This window comes from Kitasatospora sp. NPDC001660, assembly GCF_053596725.1.
Window position 1 is genome coordinate 1 of the sequence record NZ_JBSFGU010000004.1, and the last position, 14,658, is coordinate 14,658.

Below are 14,658 nucleotides of genomic sequence, written 5' to 3' on the forward strand. Positions count from 1 at the left end.
GCGGGTGGCGTGGCGCACCGTGTCCGGTGAGGTCACGCAGATGGGCGTGGTGACGTTCCAGCGCCTGGACGCGGATCACACGCGGGTCAAGGGCCGCCCGCGGCGCCGCCACCCGGGGTGCCGGCGCCGGTGGTGCAGCCGGCGGGCAGCGCGACGGCGAGGACGGCGGCGAGGACGGGCAGGGCGCGCCGCGGGTACCGGGGGATCATCGAGTCCACTGCCCACGAATACCACCTGCGCGGCGTCCCGGTCACGCCGGGGACCTGCCGAGACGGCCGGAACCGGGGGCTCCTCGGCCGCCGCGCTGCTGGAGCACGGCCTTCTCGTCCGCCTCGGTGACCGGGAGTTGGTACGTGAGCGACACCTGGGCGAAGCGGACCGCGTACGCGCAGCGGATCCCGGTGTCGGCGGGCAGCCACGCGGCCGGGCCGAAGTCGCCCATGGGGGCATGTCCGAGGTCACGCCGGGGCCTACCCGCCGATCGCGGACATCGGGCGCTGCGGGCGCACGAAGGCGGCGGAGTCGATGGTGTGTCCGGGGCCCTTGCGGCCGATGGTGGCGCGCCAGGCCGCCTCCACCGCGTCGTCGCCGGCGCCGCCGCGCAGGAGGGCGCGCAGGTCGGATTCCTCGGTCGCGAACAGGCAGTTGCGCAGCTGCCCGTCGGCGGTGAGGCGGACCCGGTCGCAGCCGCCGCAGAACGGGCGGGTGACGGAGGCGATCACGCCGATCACGGTGCCGGTGCCGGCGATCCGCCACTCCTCGGCCGGCGGCGTGCCACGTCTCGCGGACCCGCCGTCCGTCATGGCATCGTGGCGGCCGACCGGGACCAAGTCCCACCGGGCGCCGAGGACGGTGAGGATCTCGTCCGCGGTGACCATCGTCGAACGGTCCCAGGCGCCCTGCGCGTCCAGCGGCATGGACTCGATGAACCGCATCCGGTAGCCGTGCGCGGCCGCGAACTCGGCCAGCGGCACGATCTCGTCGTCGTTGACGCCGCGCACCGGGACGGCGTTGACCTTCACCGGCGCGAGGCCCGCGTCCTGCGCGGCGGCGAGGCCCGCGAACACGTCGGCGATCCGGTCCCGGCGGGTGATCGCCGCGTACCGCTCAGGCCGCAGGGTGTCCAGGCTGACGTTCACCCGGTGCAGTCCCGCCTCGCACAGCGCGACGGCGGTGCGCGCCAGCCCGATGCCGTTGGTCGTCAGCGACACCTCGGGGCCGAGCGCGGCGATCCGTCCGACCAGGTCCGGCAGGCCGCGGCGCAGCAGCGGCTCGCCGCCGGTCAGCCGGACGGCCGTGATGCCGAGGCGCTCGACGGCGATCCGCACCAGTCGCAGCACCTCGTCGTCACCGAGCACCTCGGCCCTGGGCAGCCAGTCCAGGCCCTCGGCCGGCATGCAGTACGTGCAGCGCAGGTTGCAGCGGTCGGTGAGCGAGACCCGCAGGTCGGTGTGGACCCGGCCGAAGCGGTCCAGCAGCGGGCGCGGTGCGGTGTTCATCCGGTAAGTACAGGGGGCGGCGGGCCGGACCACCAGCGGCCGAACCGCCGGGGACCGGCCGCGGCCTGCGGCTCGGCCTTGTGGATTCGTACAACTATGGGTTCCTGCGGTGCGCGGCGGCGCCCGGGGCGGGCAGGCTGGGCCCATGCAGACCGCCTCCGAGCCGCCCCCGCCCGTCGCCGCGCTCGTGCTCGCCGCCGGGGGCGGGCGGCGCCTCGGCGGGCGGCCCAAGGCGCTGGTGCGCTACGGCGGCCGGCCGCTGGTCGAACACGCGGTGGCCGTCGTGCGGGCCGGCGGCTGCGCGGACGTGACGGTGGTGCTGGGCGCCGAGCGCGACAAGGTCCGCGCCACCGCGCACCTGCCCGGCTGCCGCCTGGTCGCCAACCCGGACTGGGCGGGCGGCATGGGTTCCTCGCTGCGGGCCGGCCTGGCCGCGCTGGCACCGGGCGCGTCGGCGGTGCTGGTGATGCTCGTGGACACCCCGGGCGTCACCCCGGCCGCGGTGGCCCGCCTGCTGGCCGCCCACCGGGCGGGCGCCGAGCTCGCCGCGGCGGCCTACGACGGGCGGCGCGGGCACCCGGTGCTGATCGGCGCCCGGCACGTCGCGCAGGCGGCGGAAGGCGCCACGGGCGACGCGGGCGCACGCGCACTCCTGACAGCGCACGCGGACGAGGTCACCCTCGTCGAGTGCGCCGACGTCGCCGTCCCGGACGACCTCGACACCCCGGCCGACCTGGCCCGGTGGTCCGCCGGGTGACCACCCGTCCACCCCTGGCCCACCGGCCCGCCCCACCTCCACGGCCCCGCCACGCACTGCGCACACCGACCGGCCGCACACCCCTGATCTCTCCCTGAGGATTGCCCCATTCCGCGCCCATCGGCCCCGGTTTCAGGGAGCATGGGAGACGTCCTCCCACCCGACTCGAACGGACGGAGCCCGAGATGGCCGGACTGCCCGACGACTTCACCGGATACGACCCCGCGCGTCACGAGCCGGGGGCGGGCGGTGGCGGCCGGGCGATCCGCTGCCCCGCCTGCCGCCGCGAGCACCTCTACGAGCCGCCCTCGCTGCCCTGCCCCTGCGGCGCCTCGCTGAAGGTGCCGCTGCTGCGCGGCGGCGTGCCGGTGCAGGTGCGGTTCCGCTCCTGGGAGGACTCCTGGCTGAGCATGCGCTGCCCGCACTGCGGCCGCTCCGACCAGTGGCCGCAGCCCGAGTTCACCTGCAACTGCGGCGCCACCGTCCGCCTGCCGGTGGACCGCACCACCCGCCTCGGCGGCGGCACCGCCACCCCGCTCGGCAGCACCGGGCCACAGGCCGCCCGCCCCCACCCGGCCCACCCGATGGGCGCCCCGGTGCCCGCCCCGCCCGGCGGCAGCGGCGGCCAGGCCAGGCCCTTCCGCCACCGCGCCCCGTTCCGCCCGCACCCGGTGCGCACCTCGCAGGACGCCGTGTTCACCGCCGCCCGCTACCTGGAGTGGCTCGGCTTCGACGACCTGGAACTGACGGAGGCCCAGGAACGCGACGGCGTCACCCTGCTGGGCAGCCGGATGGTCGCCCAGGTCGACACCTGGACCGAGCCCGCCGACGTCAAGTCGGTGGAGTGCCTGTGGCTGCAGACCCTGCACGCCGAGGAGATGGCCGCCGCGATGTTCACCCTGGCCGGCTACTCCCACCAGGCCACCGTGCGCGGCGAGCAACTGCTGGTCGCCCTGTTCAGCCTGGACCTCGCCGGCGTCCCGCAGCCCGCCAACGGCGCCGCCGAGGCCCTGATGGAGACCGGCTGGACCTCCTGACCCCGCGCGCCCCACTGGATCAATTCCTCCGCGGACGCAACAACCTGCGCTCGTGATCTGGTGCACAAGCTCACCCCCGTGTTGAATTGCCGCCACAGCGCGGGCCGTTGCGGCGCGTCCGTGCCCATGCCGGATGGCGCACACAAGGAGGTGGCGTTGTCGGAGCACGGATGGGGCCCGAGCGGCCCGGACGGGCGGGGGCAGGCCGCGCCGGAGGAGCCGGGGGACACCGTGTGGCGGCTGCGGTCCCGGGGATGCTGGCAGGAGGCCGCCGACGTGCTGCGACCGGCCGCCGAACACGACCCGGCGGTGGCCCTCGGCCGCGCCGAACTCCTCATCGAGCGGTGCCTGTTCACCGCCGCGCACTGGACCCAGGCGGAGCAGGCGCTGCGCCTCGCCGAGGCCGTCGTGACCACCACCGAGCAGCGCGCGGCCGCCGCCTGCGCCCGCGGCTTCCTGGCGTACCTCGCCAGTGTGCTCGGGCCCCGCGACCGGCTCGACGAGGCACAGGCCGCGTTCGGCCGCACCTCGGCGCTGCTGCCGCCGGACGCCCCCGGACGCCCGCTGCTGGACTTCCGGCGCGGGCTGGTCGCGGAGAACCTCCTGCGGGACCGCGGCGCCGCCTGGATCGCCTACCGCCGGGCGCACGACGGCGCGGGCGAGCGCGGCGACGAACTGCTGCGCTCGTACACCTGGCGCCACCTCGCCGCGCTGGCGCTCGCGCGCGGGGACCGCGGCCACGCGCGCGAGGGCTTCGACGCCTCGCTGCGGCTGCGCGAGCAACTCGGCTTCACCGTGGGCGTGGCACCGGCACTCGCCGCGCTGGCCGAGGTGTCCGAACCGGCCGAGGCGGCCAGGCTGCGCGCCGAGGCCGCCCGGCTCGTGCACGCCCTGGGAGGCGTACCCGTGTGGCTCGCGCGCCAGCTGGGCGCGGGCCGTGCGCCGGCGCCTCCCCCGGACGGGCGCATCGGGCACGAGACCAGAGGCAGCATCAGCTAAGGTGAGCCTAACCTGGCTGGGGGGAGCAGCGCCCCGGCCGGGTCGCCTTGCCGCTCCCGGGCACCGCCATGCCCCGGCCCGGCGCGGGCGCGCACCGGAGCTCCACCGAGCCATCCGACGGGCCCCGCCGCGCCATCCGCCGGCGGCCCCGGACGACCCGATGGGGCCCGCCCATGACCGCGACCACCGCGACCGCGAGCAGCACCCGCCCCGGCCCCACGCCTCGCGCCCCACACACCACCGAGACGCTCACCGCCACCCCCACACCCGACTCCCCCACCCCCTGCACCACCACGTACCAGCGACTCGGCGTCCTCTCCCCCATGCTGCGCGTGCGCTGCGCCCCGCCCCGGCGCGGCCACGGCTGGATCCCCGCCGCCGACCTCGCCACCCACCCCGAGGCCGTCCGCGAGCTGATCGCCCACGACGCCCGCCAGGGCCTCGCCCGCTACGGGCGGCCGCTGCGCCCGGACGTCGCGGCCGGCTTCGGGCTGCACCGCTTCACCTGGCCCGCGTCCCTGCTGTTCACCGCGCCGTGGTTCCTGGAGCGGCGCGTCCCGCTGCTCACCCCGGCCGACGTCTCGCTACGCCGCCGCACCGGCGAGGTGACGGTCCGTCCGGGCGCCTTCGCCTGCCTGCCCGGCGATCCGGCCGCCGGGCTGCCGCAGGCCCGCCCGGTACCGTGCGAGGCCGCACTGGCCGCCGAACTGCGGAACGCCCTGGGCGAGTTCCTCGCGCCCGTGCTGGCCGCGCTTCGCCCCGAGGTGCGGCGCGGACCGCGCGTGCTGTGGGCGATGGCCACCGACGCGGCGGTCGAGGGGCTCTGGCACGTCGCCAGGCTGCTCGGCGAGGAGGAGCGGGCGCGGGCCGAGCTGACCGTCCTGCTGGACCCGGCCGCCCCGGCGCACGCGCCCGGCGTGGCCGACGCCTCCGCCCCGCCTCCGTCCCCCTTCACGCCGGGCGCCGGCTTCGCCCCCGCGACCGACGGCCCCAACGGCCCTTCGGGTGCCGACCGGGCCCGCGCCAGCTGCTGCCTCGTCTACACCGCGGAGCCGGCGGACATGTGCGGCGGCTGCCCCCGCGTCACGCGGAATTGACGAAAGGGCGTGCGAGAGGGAATCCGGAAAGCCCGCAATTCCGGGAATCGCCCGCCCACAATTCATATGACAATGTGATTGAGTCGGAGTCAGAAATCCTCCTACTCAGCGCATTGACGGCGAATCCGCCATTCCCCCGCCGAGCATCCGTCATGATGGTCCCCGCCATCACGGCGCAGGAACTCGACGCAGGAAAGCGAGGCTGGTTCCGGCCATGAAATTGTCCGACATACCGCTCGGCTGGGCCGTCACCGCGGGCGTGGGGCTGCTGGTCAGCGCCCTCCTCGTGGCCCTGGCCCGGAGCCGGGGATCCGTCGCCGCAGGCACGGATACCTGGGAGCGATCCGAGGAACGGCGCCGCCGCAAGGAATCCCTGTACGGGGCCGCCTCCTACACGCTGCTGTTCTGCTGCGCCGCGGTCGCCGCCGCGCTCTCCTTCCACGGCCTGGTCGGCTTCGGGGTGCAGAACCTGAACCTCTCCGGCGGCTGGGAGTACCTGGTGCCGTTCGGGCTCGACGGCGCGGCGATGTTCTGCTCGGTGCTCGCCGTCCGCGAGGCCAGCCACGGCGACGCCGCCCTCGGCTCGCGCCTGCTGGTCTGGCTGTTCGCCGGCGCGTCCGCCTGGTTCAACTGGGTGCACGCCCCACGTGGCTTCGGCCACGCCGGCGCCCCGCAGTTCTTCTCCGGCATGTCGCTCTCGGCGGCCGTCCTGTTCGACCGCGCGCTCAAGCAGACCCGCCGCGCCGCCCTGCGCGAGCAGGGGCTCGTCCCCCGGCCGCTGCCCCAGATTCGCATCGTGCGCTGGATGCGCGCCCCGCGCGAGACCTACGCGGCCTGGTCGCTGATGCTCCTGGAGGGCGTGCGCAGCCTCGACGAGGCGGTGGACGAGGTCCGCGACGAGAAGCGGGAGCGGGCGCTGGAGAAGGAGCGCCGCAAGCTCGCCGGGCGCCGGGAACGCGCGGAGATCCGGGCGATCAACCGCAGCAACGGCGCCTGGCGCACCGGACGCGGCGGCGCACGCCAGTTGGAGTCCGCCGGCTCGGAGCCCGCCATAGCCGGCGGGCCCGCGGCCGAGCGCCCCGCCGGACCGCGCGAGGTCGAGGACCCCGCCGAGCGCACCGTGGTGCAGCCCGGCCTCCCGGCCTACCCGGAGCGGCGCACCATCGACCTCACCCTCGACGAGGACACCGTGGCGCTGCCCCGGCTGGACTCGCTGGAGCGCAAACTCAAGGACCTGGAGCAGCAGTTCGGGTAGTCCCGGTCCCGGCCGCGGTCGCTACGCGGCCGCGGCCCCGCTGAGCTCGAACCACATGCGCTTGCCGGAGCCGCGCGGCTCCACCCCCCAGGCGTCCGCGAGCGCCTCCACCAGCATCAGACCGCGCCCGGAGGAGGCCTGTTCCCCCGGCGTCCGGCGGGTCGGCCACAGGTCCGACTCGTCCTCCACCTCGACCCGCAGCCTGACCCGGCCGCAGTCCGAGGCTGGCTCCCGGTAGAGCCGGGCGGTGAACATCGCGTCCCGGTCGGTGTGCCGGATGGCATTGGTGACCAGTTCGGAGGAGAGCAGTTCGGCGGTGTCGATGAACTCGGCGACGCCCCAGCGGCGCAGCGCGTCGCGCAGCTCCGCCCGCACCTCGGCGATGCGGGCGAGGTCGGCCTGGCCGATCCGGCGGCGCAGCTGCTGGGCGGCCAGGCCGCCGGCCGGGCCGTCCCAGCGCAGGAGCAGCAGCGCTATGTCGTCCTCGCGCTCGCTGGAGTCGGCGGCCTGGGAGGCGATCCGGTCGGCCAGGTCCTCCAGCGGGTCGCGGGCGACCTCCTCGGCGAGCGGCAGCGGCTCGGCGAGCGCCCGGGTCAGCCGGGCGACGCCCTCGTCCAGGTCCATGCCGCGGGCCTCGACCAGCCCGTCGGTGCACAGCAGCACCGTCTCGCCCGGGTCCAGGCTGAAGCGGGTGACCCGGTACTCCTGGTCCGGGTCGATGCCGAGCGGCAGTCCGCCGGCCACCGGCACCACCGCCGCGGTGCCGTCCGAGCGGCGCACCACCGGGTCGAGGTGGCCGGCCCGCACCGCGTAGACCACGCCGTAGTCCACGTTGACCTCGGCGTAGGTGCAGGTCGCGAAGTGGTCGGTGTCCAGGTCGGCGAGGAAGCGGGAGGCGCGGGCCATCACGGCGGCCGGCGGGTGCCCCTCGGCCGCGTAGGCGCGCAGCGCGATCCGCAGCTGGCCCATGATCCCGGCGGCGTGCACGTCGTGGCCTTGGACGTCGCCGATCACGAGGCCCACGTGCCCGCCCGGCAGCGGCACCACGTCGTACCAGTCGCCGCCGATCTGCAGGCCGGAGCCGGCCGCCAGGTAGCGCACGGCCGTGGTGACGCCCGGCACGGACGGCACCGTGCGCGGCAGCATCACCCGCTGCAGCCCGGCCGCAAGCTCGTGCTCGGCGTCGTGCAGCCGGGCCCGGGCCAGCGACTGGGCGACGAGGCCGCCCAGCGTCGACAGCAGGGTCCGCTCGTCGGCGTCCAGCTCGCGCTCGTCGTCGAAGCTGACCACGCACACGCCGATCGCCCGGCCGCTGGCCACCAGCGGCAGGTACGCCCAGGAGCCGCGGCCGTTGCGGCTGGTCGGCTCCCACACGTCGGGGTAGGCCTCGCGGTACTCGTCGCGGGAGGAGACGAACACCGGCGCCCGGTGACGCAGCGCCTCCGCGGCCGGGTGGCCGGCGGGCAGCAGCGTGCGGTCCCAGATGGCGAGCGCGCCGGGCCGGTAGCCGGAGGCGCCGAGGATCTGCGCCCGCCCGGCCTCGAACGCGGCCAGCACCAGGCCGTCCGGCGGCAGCCCGGGCAGCGGCAGCTCGGTGAAGACCCGGGCGACGTCGCGGACGGTGACCGCCTCGGACAGCGCGCGGGCGGCCTCCTTGATGAACCGGGAGCGCTCCTCGCGCAGCAGCGCGAGCCGGTCGGCGCGGTCGCGCTTGTGCAGCTCGACGGTGGCGTCCCAGACGAAGCCGACCATCCGGGAGGCGCGCCCGAAGGCGTCCGCGAGCACCCGGCCGCGGAAGCGCACGGCGCGCATGGTGCCGTTCGGCCCGACCGTGCGGTAGTACGCGCCGCACTGGCCGAGCTCGGCCACCGCACGCTCGACCCGGCGGCGCACGATGGGCGCGTCCTCGGGGTGCAGCAGCGCCAGGAAGGAGCCGGCGGTGCGGTCGAAGCGGCTCTGGCCCAGCTCGTCCAGGCCGATGATCGTGCAGGCGCGCGGGTCGCCCTCCAGCACGTCGCGGCGGATGTCCCAGTCGAAGGAGCCGATGCCGTTGGCGGCCATCGCCGGCTCCAGCCAGTCCGGCATGGAGTCGCCGGAGGCGGCCGGCAGCCCGCCGGGGAGCACCGGTGCCAGGCGGCCCACGGCAGGCCCGGGCGCCGCGCGCAGCAGGCGCCGGCGCACGGCCTGGGCGGGCGGCTTCGCCCGGCCCGTCCCCGCGGTCGTGGGGCCGGCTGAGCCGGCGGGCGGATCGGCCGTGGACGCACCGGGAGGAAGCGCCGGCCCCGGCGACTCGGGCTCAGTGGGCATGCTGCTCCTGCCGCTGCCGTGGCGGACCGCGCCGACCGTCCGGCCGGGCCGCGTGGCGATGTGATGGGTGGTGCTGGATCGGGCGGTGCCGACCTGCGGCGGTCAGTCGAGGTACCGTCTCCCCGCTGCTCTCCGCACGTGGTCACACATTCCCACCATCCTGGCCAATGTTCGGCCGAGCGGCAATGGCAACGGGCCGGAAATCTTCGGTTCCGCCTTCTGTTCTGGGTGTCCTTCGGCAACGAATGAACCGTGTCCGAAGTGTTCTCCGAACCGGGCCGTGCGCCGTCGGCACGTCAGCACGTCGGCGTGTCGACACGCCGACGGCTACGGCGGCTACGGCAGGGCGAGCTCGAACCAGGTGACCTTGCCGTCGCCGCGCAGCTGGACGCCCCACGCGTCCGCGAGCGACTCGACCAGCATCAGCCCGCGCCCCGAGGTCGCGTACTCGGCGTCCGGGGCGCGCCGGCGGCCGGGCAGGCGGGTCGTGCCGTCCTGCACCTCGATCCGCAGCCGGTGGTCGGTGCCGAGCACCGCGTCGAACACCGCGCCCTTGCCGGTGTGCAGCAGCGCGTTGGTCACCAGCTCGGAGGAGAGCAGCTCGGCGGTGTCGGAGAGCTCCGGCACCCCCCAGTGGCTCAGCGCCGTGCGCAGCCGCCGCCGGACCGCGCCGACCGCCACCAGGTCGGCCGGGTCGACCGTCAGGTGGAGCCGGCGGTGCAGCGCGCAGCCGGGGGCGACGGCGCCCGGCAGGGTGGTCCCCGTGCTGCCGGCCGCGGCCTGGACCGGCCCGGACCGGTAGGCATCGCCCGAACTCGTCCGCTGCCGCGGGAATCGCGACTGACCGTCCATCACCACATGCCCCCGCCCTCGCATCCGGGCCCCCGGGCCGGATCCCCCGCCCGCCGGGTGGCCCTCCTCGTTCCGACCACCATCCTCATGCCCAGCTGACGGCGTTTGCAACAGTGTGCGTCCGATCACGTGGGGTGAAAGGGGCACGAGGAGGTTCGCGTGATCCAACTGCCCGCGCCGGACGGGTTTGCGAAGCGCAGAGCCCGCATTCGAGTCCTCCCTTCGCCGATCCCGCGCACACCCGGCGCGCGGAACCGCACCCTCCCCGCCCCGCGCGCCGGCTCCCCCGGCCCGCCCGGCTCACCCCCCGCGCCATCCCGGCGAGCCGAACCGGCCCGCAGCCGCAACGCTGGACAGGGCGGCCCGGGCCGGGTTCAATGGCCCGAGAAGTTTGAACGACGTTCTAAACCTCACCGGACACCCGAACAACCCCCGAACACCCCGAGCACCTCCCCGAACACCCCCGAGCCGACCCTCCTACCTGCCCGAAGGGCCCGACGACCCGCGAGCGAGGAACCGTGCGACTGACCCCCACCGAGCGGGACCGGCTGCTGATCTTCACAGCAGCCGAACTGGCCCGCGCCCGCCGCGCCCGGGGCGTACGCCTCAACATCCCCGAGGCCACCGCCCTGATCGCGGACACCGTCTGCGAGGCCGCCCGCGACGGCCGCCGCCTCGCCGAGGCCATCGAGGCCGGACGCAGCGTCCTGACCGCCGACGACGTCCTGCCCGGCGTCCCGGACGTCGTCACCGTCATCCAGGTCGAGGCCGTGTTCGACGACGGCACCCGCCTCGCCGTCGTCAACGACCCGTTCAAGGGCGCCGGCTCACTCGGCGACGAGGCCCCCGGCGGCGCCCTCATCGGCGACGGCGCCGGCTACGACCCGGTCGAGGAGACACTGCTGCTCCCCGTCCACAACACCTCCGCGGTGCCGATCTCCGTCACCTCGCACTTCCACTTCTTCGAGGCCAACCCGCGCCTGGCCTTCGACCGCGCCGCCGCCTACGGCACCCACCTCGCCGTCCCGGCCGGCTCCTCGGTGCGCTTCGACCCCGGCGCCACCGTCGAGGTCGGCCTCGTGCCGATCGGCGGCGAACGCGTCGCGATCGGGTTCGCGGGGCTCGTGGACGGCCCCCTGGACGGGCCCGGCGCGAAGGAGGCCGCCCTGGCGAAGGCCCGCGCGACCGGCTACCTGACCAGCTTCGACGACGTGGAGGTGCCCTCATGAGCGAGCGATGGGGGTACCCCCGGCCGAAGTCCGGGGGAGCGCGACCGAACAGAGCCGCCACGCGGGCGTGGTCCGCCGAACGAAACGAGGCGGGAGCATGACCGCGATCTCTCCCCACGACTACATCTCCGTCCACGGCCCCCGCGCCGGCGACCGCATCCGGCTCGGCGACAGCGGACTGATCGTCCGCGTCGAATCCGACTCCCAGGCCCCGGGCGAGGAGTTCCTGGCCGGCTTCGGCAAGACCGCCCGCGACGGCCTGCACCTCAAGGCCGCCGCCGTCCGCGACACCTGCGACGTCGTCATCAGCAACGTCCTCGTCATCGACGCGATCCAGGGCGTCCGCAAGACCTCCATCGGCCTCATCGACGGCCGGATCGCCGCCATCGGCCGGGCCGGCAACCCCGACACCCTCGACGGCGTGGACGTCGTCGTCGGCACCGGCACGACCATCGTCTCCGGCGAGGGCCTCATCGCCACCGCCGGCGCCGTCGACACCCACGTCCACCTGCTCTCGCCGCGGATCATGGAGGCGTCGCTCGCCTCCGGCGTCACCACCATCATCGGCCAGGAGTTCGGCCCGGTCTGGGGCGTCGGCGTCAACTCCCCCTGGGCACTGCGCCACGCGTTCAACGCCTTCGACGCCTGGCCCGTCAACATCGGCTTCCTCGGCCGCGGTTCGTCCTCCGACCCGGCCCCACTGGTCGAGGCCCTCGCCGAGGGCGGCGCCTCCGGCTTCAAGGTCCACGAGGACATGGGCGCCCACACCCGCGCCCTGGACACCGCGCTGCGCGTCGCCGACGAGTACGACGTCCAAGTGGCCCTGCACACGGACGGGCTGAACGAGTGCCTGTCCGTCGAGGACACCATCAGCGTCCTCGAAGGCCGCACCATCCACGCCTTCCACATCGAGGGCTGCGGCGGCGGACACGTCCCCAACGTCCTCAAGATGGCCGGCGTCCCCAACGTCATCGGCTCCTCCACCAATCCCACCCTGCCGTTCGGCCGCGACGCCCTCGGCGAGCACTTCGGCATGATCGTCTCCGCGCACGACCTCAAGGTCGACCTGCCCGGCGACGCCGCCATGGCCCGCGACCGCATCCGCGCCGGCACGATGGGCGCCGAGGACGTCCTGCACGACCTCGGCGTCATCGGGATCACCTCCTCCGACGCCCAGGGCATGGGCCGCGCCGGCGAGACCGTCCGCCGCACCTTCGCCATGGCCGGCAAGATGAAGGCCGAACTCGGCCCCCTCGACGGCGGATACGGCACCACGGAGAGCGGCGACGACAACGAGCGCGTCCTGCGCTACATCGCCAAGCTCACCATCAACCCCGCCATCGCCCACGGACTCTCCCACGAGGTGGGCTCGATCGAGGTCGGCAAACTCGCCGACATCGTCCTGTGGCGCCCCGACCACTTCGGCGCCAAACCGCAGCTCGTCCTCAAGGCCGGATTCCCCGCCTACGGCGTCGTCGGCGACCCCAACGCCTCCACCGACCGCTGCGAACCCCTCGTCCTCGGACCGCAGTTCGGCGCCCACGGCGCCACCGCCGCCGACATCTCGGTCGCCTTCGTCGCCCGGGCCGCCGCCGACGGCGCCTACCTCGACCGCCCCGCCGACGGCCTGCCCACCCGCCGCCGCCGCGTCGGCGTCCGGGGCACCCGCGGCATCGGGCCCCGCGACATGGTGCGCAACGCCCGCCTCGGCCACGTCGAGGTCACCGAGACCGGCCTGGTCTCGCTCGACGGCTCGCCGCTGCGCTCCGAACCGGCCGACAGCGTCTCGCTCAGCCGCCTCTACTTCCTCTGATCCCCCAAGGACCGTCCGATGACCACCCCCACGCCCGCCTCCCTCGGCTACCGGATGCCCGCCGAATGGCACCCGCACGACCGCACCTGGATGGCCTTCCCGACCGCCAACCCCACCTTCGACACCCCCGAGAACCTGCACGCCGGCCGCGAGGCCTGGGCCGCGGTCGCCAACACCGTCGTCCGGTACGAGCCGGTGACCCTCATCGTCAACACCGGCGAGACCGAGCAGGCCCGCAAGTACGTCTCCGAGCAGGTCGAGATCGTCGAACGCCCGCTGGACGACGCCTGGATGCGCGACATCGGCCCGTCCTTCCTGATCGACGGCAAGGGCTCGCTCGCCGCCGCCGACTGGATCTTCAACGGCTGGGGCGCCCAGTCCTGGGCCCGCTGGGACAAGGACCAGCACATCGCCGAGCACATCAGCGAACTGACCGACGTCCAGCGCTTCGCCTCCCGCCTCATCAACGAGGGCGGCGGCATCCACGTCGACGGCGAGGGCACGGTGCTCGTCACCGACACCGTCCAGCTCGGCGAGGGCCGCAACAGCGACTGGACCAGGGAGCAGGTCGAGGCCGAGCTGCACGCCTTCCTCGGCACCACCAAGGCGATCTGGCTGCCGCGCGGACTCACCCGCGACTACGACGAGTTCGGCACCCGCGGCCACATCGACATCGTCGCCTCCTTCGTGCGCCCCGGCGTCGTCGTCGCCCACGTCCAGCCGGACCCGGCCCACCCCGACCACGAGGTCTGCCGGGAGCTCGTCGCCGTCCTTCGCGCCTCCACCGACGCGCAGGGCCGCCGGCTCGACGTCATCGAACTGCCCGCCCCCACCGTGCTGTTCGACGAGGACGGCGAGCCCGTCGACTACTCCTACATCAACCACTACGTGGCCAACGGCGCCGTCATCCTGTGCGGCTTCGACGACCCGCGCGACCAGGAGGCCGCCGACATCCTCGGCGAGGCCTACCCCGGGCGCACCGTCGAACTCGTCGACGCCCGCGAGATCTTCGCCAACGGCGGCGGCATCCACTGCATCACCCAGCAGCAGCCCAAGCCCGAGGCCTGACGCCCCCGCTGCCGGAGCGGGGCCTGTTCGCCCCGCTCCGGCAGCGTTCGGACCTCCGTATTCCGAGACCTCATTCCGAGACCTCCGTATTCCCAGACCTCCGTATTCCGTCGAGGGAGAGCACGACAGATGGCGGACGCCCGCCCGCGCCGACCGGCACGCCCCCGCGAGGAGGTCTTCGCCACCGCCCGCGCCGCGATCGCCGAACACGGGCTCGCCAAACTCACCATGGCCGGCCTCGGCAAACAGCTCCAGATGAGCGCCGGACACCTGCTCTACTACTTCGGCAGCAAGGACCAGCTGCTGCTCGAAACCCTCCGCTGGAGCGAGGACCAGCTCGGCACCCGCCGCCACGAGGCCCTCACCGACCACACCCTCGACCCTTGGCAGCGCCTCGACGCCTACCTGCGTCTCTACCTCCCCGAAGGGCCCGGCGACCCGCGCTGGATCCTCTGGGTCGAGGTGTGGGGCCGCTCCCCCGCCAGCGCCGAACTCCGCCAGGGGCAGCAGGACATCGAGGCCCCCTGGCAGTCCGACCTCGCCGCCCTCATCGACGAGGGCACCGTCGGCGGACACTTCACCCCCGGGCCCGCCGCCGACCGCGCCACCCGGATCCGCGCGCTCCTCGACGGGCTCGCCGTCCCCCTCGCCCTCGGCCTCCCCGGCACCCGCCTCGACGCGGCCCTCGCCCACGCCACGGCGGTGGCGGGGATCCTGCTGCGCGCGTGAGCCGCTCCGTCCGGCC

Annotated in this window: 14 protein-coding genes; 9 read left to right on the forward strand and 5 right to left on the reverse strand. The window is 74.9% G+C overall.

The genetic code is table 11. The features are described 5' to 3' along the window. Positions 1–86: 86 nt before the first annotated feature. Genes ACWCXH_RS05325 through moaA form a run of 3 tightly spaced genes read right to left on the reverse strand, consistent with a single transcriptional unit; the run spans position 87 to position 1,499 of the window. Entirely contained in the window at positions 87–218 is a 132-nt protein-coding gene (locus tag ACWCXH_RS05325) for a hypothetical protein (protein WP_449799982.1), read from the reverse strand. A gap of 32 nt (positions 219–250) precedes the next feature. Beyond that, on the reverse strand, positions 251–442 hold the full coding sequence (locus tag ACWCXH_RS05330) for a hypothetical protein (protein ID WP_449799983.1): 192 nt from the start codon (positions 440–442) through the stop codon (positions 251–253). 28 nt (positions 443–470) lie between these two features. Beyond that, a complete protein-coding gene (gene moaA, locus ACWCXH_RS05335; RefSeq protein ID WP_449799984.1) occupies positions 471–1,499 on the reverse strand; it encodes a GTP 3',8-cyclase MoaA in 1,029 nt (342 codons plus the stop codon). A 145-nt stretch (positions 1,500–1,644) separates the two neighbouring features. Here moaA and ACWCXH_RS05340 point away from each other — a divergent pair, with 145 nt between their 5' ends. The 5 genes from ACWCXH_RS05340 to ACWCXH_RS05360 all read left to right on the forward strand — a co-directional run bounded on the left by ACWCXH_RS05340 (position 1,645) and on the right by ACWCXH_RS05360 (position 6,644). Beyond that, positions 1,645–2,256 (forward strand): nucleotidyltransferase family protein, encoded by a 612-nt coding sequence (locus tag ACWCXH_RS05340; protein WP_449799985.1) that lies wholly within the window; start codon positions 1,645–1,647, stop codon positions 2,254–2,256. A 185-nt stretch (positions 2,257–2,441) separates the two neighbouring features. Further along, positions 2,442–3,293, forward strand: coding sequence for a hypothetical protein (locus tag ACWCXH_RS05345; RefSeq protein ID WP_449799986.1), 852 nt, complete (start codon positions 2,442–2,444; stop codon positions 3,291–3,293). A gap of 126 nt (positions 3,294–3,419) precedes the next feature. Next, the gene (locus ACWCXH_RS05350) at positions 3,420–4,292 is read left to right on the forward strand and encodes a hypothetical protein (RefSeq protein WP_449799987.1); all 873 of its coding nucleotides are present in this window, start codon (positions 3,420–3,422) and stop codon (positions 4,290–4,292) included. 173 nt (positions 4,293–4,465) lie between these two features. Continuing rightward, positions 4,466–5,389 carry a (2Fe-2S)-binding protein gene (locus ACWCXH_RS05355; protein ID WP_449799988.1) on the forward strand — a complete coding sequence of 308 codons (924 nt, stop codon included), beginning with the start codon at positions 4,466–4,468 and terminating at the stop codon, positions 5,387–5,389. Positions 5,390–5,603: 214 nt separating this feature from the next. Continuing rightward, positions 5,604–6,644: a DUF2637 domain-containing protein gene (locus tag ACWCXH_RS05360; protein ID WP_449799989.1), complete on the forward strand. Its 1,041-nt coding sequence runs from the start codon at positions 5,604–5,606 to the stop codon at positions 6,642–6,644. Positions 6,645–6,665: 21 nt separating this feature from the next. Here the strand turns inward: ACWCXH_RS05360 and ACWCXH_RS05365 are convergent, their stop codons facing one another. Together ACWCXH_RS05365 and ACWCXH_RS05370 are read right to left on the reverse strand one after the other, a co-directional pair. Further along, the gene (locus ACWCXH_RS05365) at positions 6,666–8,951 is read right to left on the reverse strand and encodes a SpoIIE family protein phosphatase (RefSeq protein WP_449799990.1); all 2,286 of its coding nucleotides are present in this window, start codon (positions 8,949–8,951) and stop codon (positions 6,666–6,668) included. A gap of 336 nt (positions 8,952–9,287) precedes the next feature. Then, positions 9,288–9,803, reverse strand: coding sequence for an ATP-binding protein (locus ACWCXH_RS05370; RefSeq protein ID WP_449799991.1), 516 nt, complete (start codon positions 9,801–9,803; stop codon positions 9,288–9,290). A 518-nt stretch (positions 9,804–10,321) separates the two neighbouring features. On the opposite strand from ACWCXH_RS05370, the gene ACWCXH_RS05375 reads away from it, so the two are divergent. The 4 genes from ACWCXH_RS05375 to ACWCXH_RS05390 all read left to right on the forward strand — a co-directional run bounded on the left by ACWCXH_RS05375 (position 10,322) and on the right by ACWCXH_RS05390 (position 14,642). Next, the gene (locus ACWCXH_RS05375) at positions 10,322–11,032 is read left to right on the forward strand and encodes an urease subunit gamma (RefSeq protein ID WP_449799992.1); all 711 of its coding nucleotides are present in this window, start codon (positions 10,322–10,324) and stop codon (positions 11,030–11,032) included. Positions 11,033–11,129: 97 nt separating this feature from the next. Next, the gene (locus ACWCXH_RS05380; RefSeq protein WP_449799993.1) at positions 11,130–12,845 is read left to right on the forward strand and encodes an urease subunit alpha; all 1,716 of its coding nucleotides are present in this window, start codon (positions 11,130–11,132) and stop codon (positions 12,843–12,845) included. An 18-nt stretch (positions 12,846–12,863) separates the two neighbouring features. Further along, complete coding sequence (locus ACWCXH_RS05385) at positions 12,864–13,913, forward strand: agmatine deiminase family protein (protein ID WP_449799994.1); 1,050 nt, start codon at positions 12,864–12,866, stop codon at positions 13,911–13,913. Between the two features lie 129 nt (positions 13,914–14,042). Next, positions 14,043–14,642, forward strand: a complete 600-nt coding sequence (locus ACWCXH_RS05390) for a TetR/AcrR family transcriptional regulator (RefSeq protein WP_449799995.1) — start codon at positions 14,043–14,045, stop codon at positions 14,640–14,642. Positions 14,643–14,658 lie beyond the last annotated feature (16 nt).

Excerpts from the sequence above, each read along its gene's own strand:
- ACWCXH_RS05390 (WP_449799995.1), top strand. The coding sequence starts at position 14,043 with ATGGCGGACGCCCGCCCGCGCCGACCGGCACGCCCCCGCGAGGAGGTC.
- moaA (WP_449799984.1), bottom strand. The coding sequence starts at position 1,499 with ATGAACACCGCACCGCGCCCGCTGCTGGACCGCTTCGGCCGGGTCCAC.
- ACWCXH_RS05345 (WP_449799986.1), top strand. The coding sequence starts at position 2,442 with ATGGCCGGACTGCCCGACGACTTCACCGGATACGACCCCGCGCGTCAC.
- ACWCXH_RS05370 (WP_449799991.1), bottom strand. The coding sequence starts at position 9,803 with ATGGACGGTCAGTCGCGATTCCCGCGGCAGCGGACGAGTTCGGGCGAT.
- ACWCXH_RS05385 (WP_449799994.1), top strand. The coding sequence starts at position 12,864 with ATGACCACCCCCACGCCCGCCTCCCTCGGCTACCGGATGCCCGCCGAA.
- ACWCXH_RS05380 (WP_449799993.1), top strand. The coding sequence starts at position 11,130 with ATGACCGCGATCTCTCCCCACGACTACATCTCCGTCCACGGCCCCCGC.
- ACWCXH_RS05355 (WP_449799988.1), top strand. The coding sequence starts at position 4,466 with ATGACCGCGACCACCGCGACCGCGAGCAGCACCCGCCCCGGCCCCACG.
- ACWCXH_RS05360 (WP_449799989.1), top strand. The coding sequence starts at position 5,604 with ATGAAATTGTCCGACATACCGCTCGGCTGGGCCGTCACCGCGGGCGTG.
- ACWCXH_RS05330 (WP_449799983.1), bottom strand. The coding sequence starts at position 442 with ATGGGCGACTTCGGCCCGGCCGCGTGGCTGCCCGCCGACACCGGGATC.
- ACWCXH_RS05365 (WP_449799990.1), bottom strand. The coding sequence starts at position 8,951 with ATGCCCACTGAGCCCGAGTCGCCGGGGCCGGCGCTTCCTCCCGGTGCG.
- ACWCXH_RS05350 (WP_449799987.1), top strand. The coding sequence starts at position 3,420 with ATGCCGGATGGCGCACACAAGGAGGTGGCGTTGTCGGAGCACGGATGG.
- ACWCXH_RS05340 (WP_449799985.1), top strand. The coding sequence starts at position 1,645 with ATGCAGACCGCCTCCGAGCCGCCCCCGCCCGTCGCCGCGCTCGTGCTC.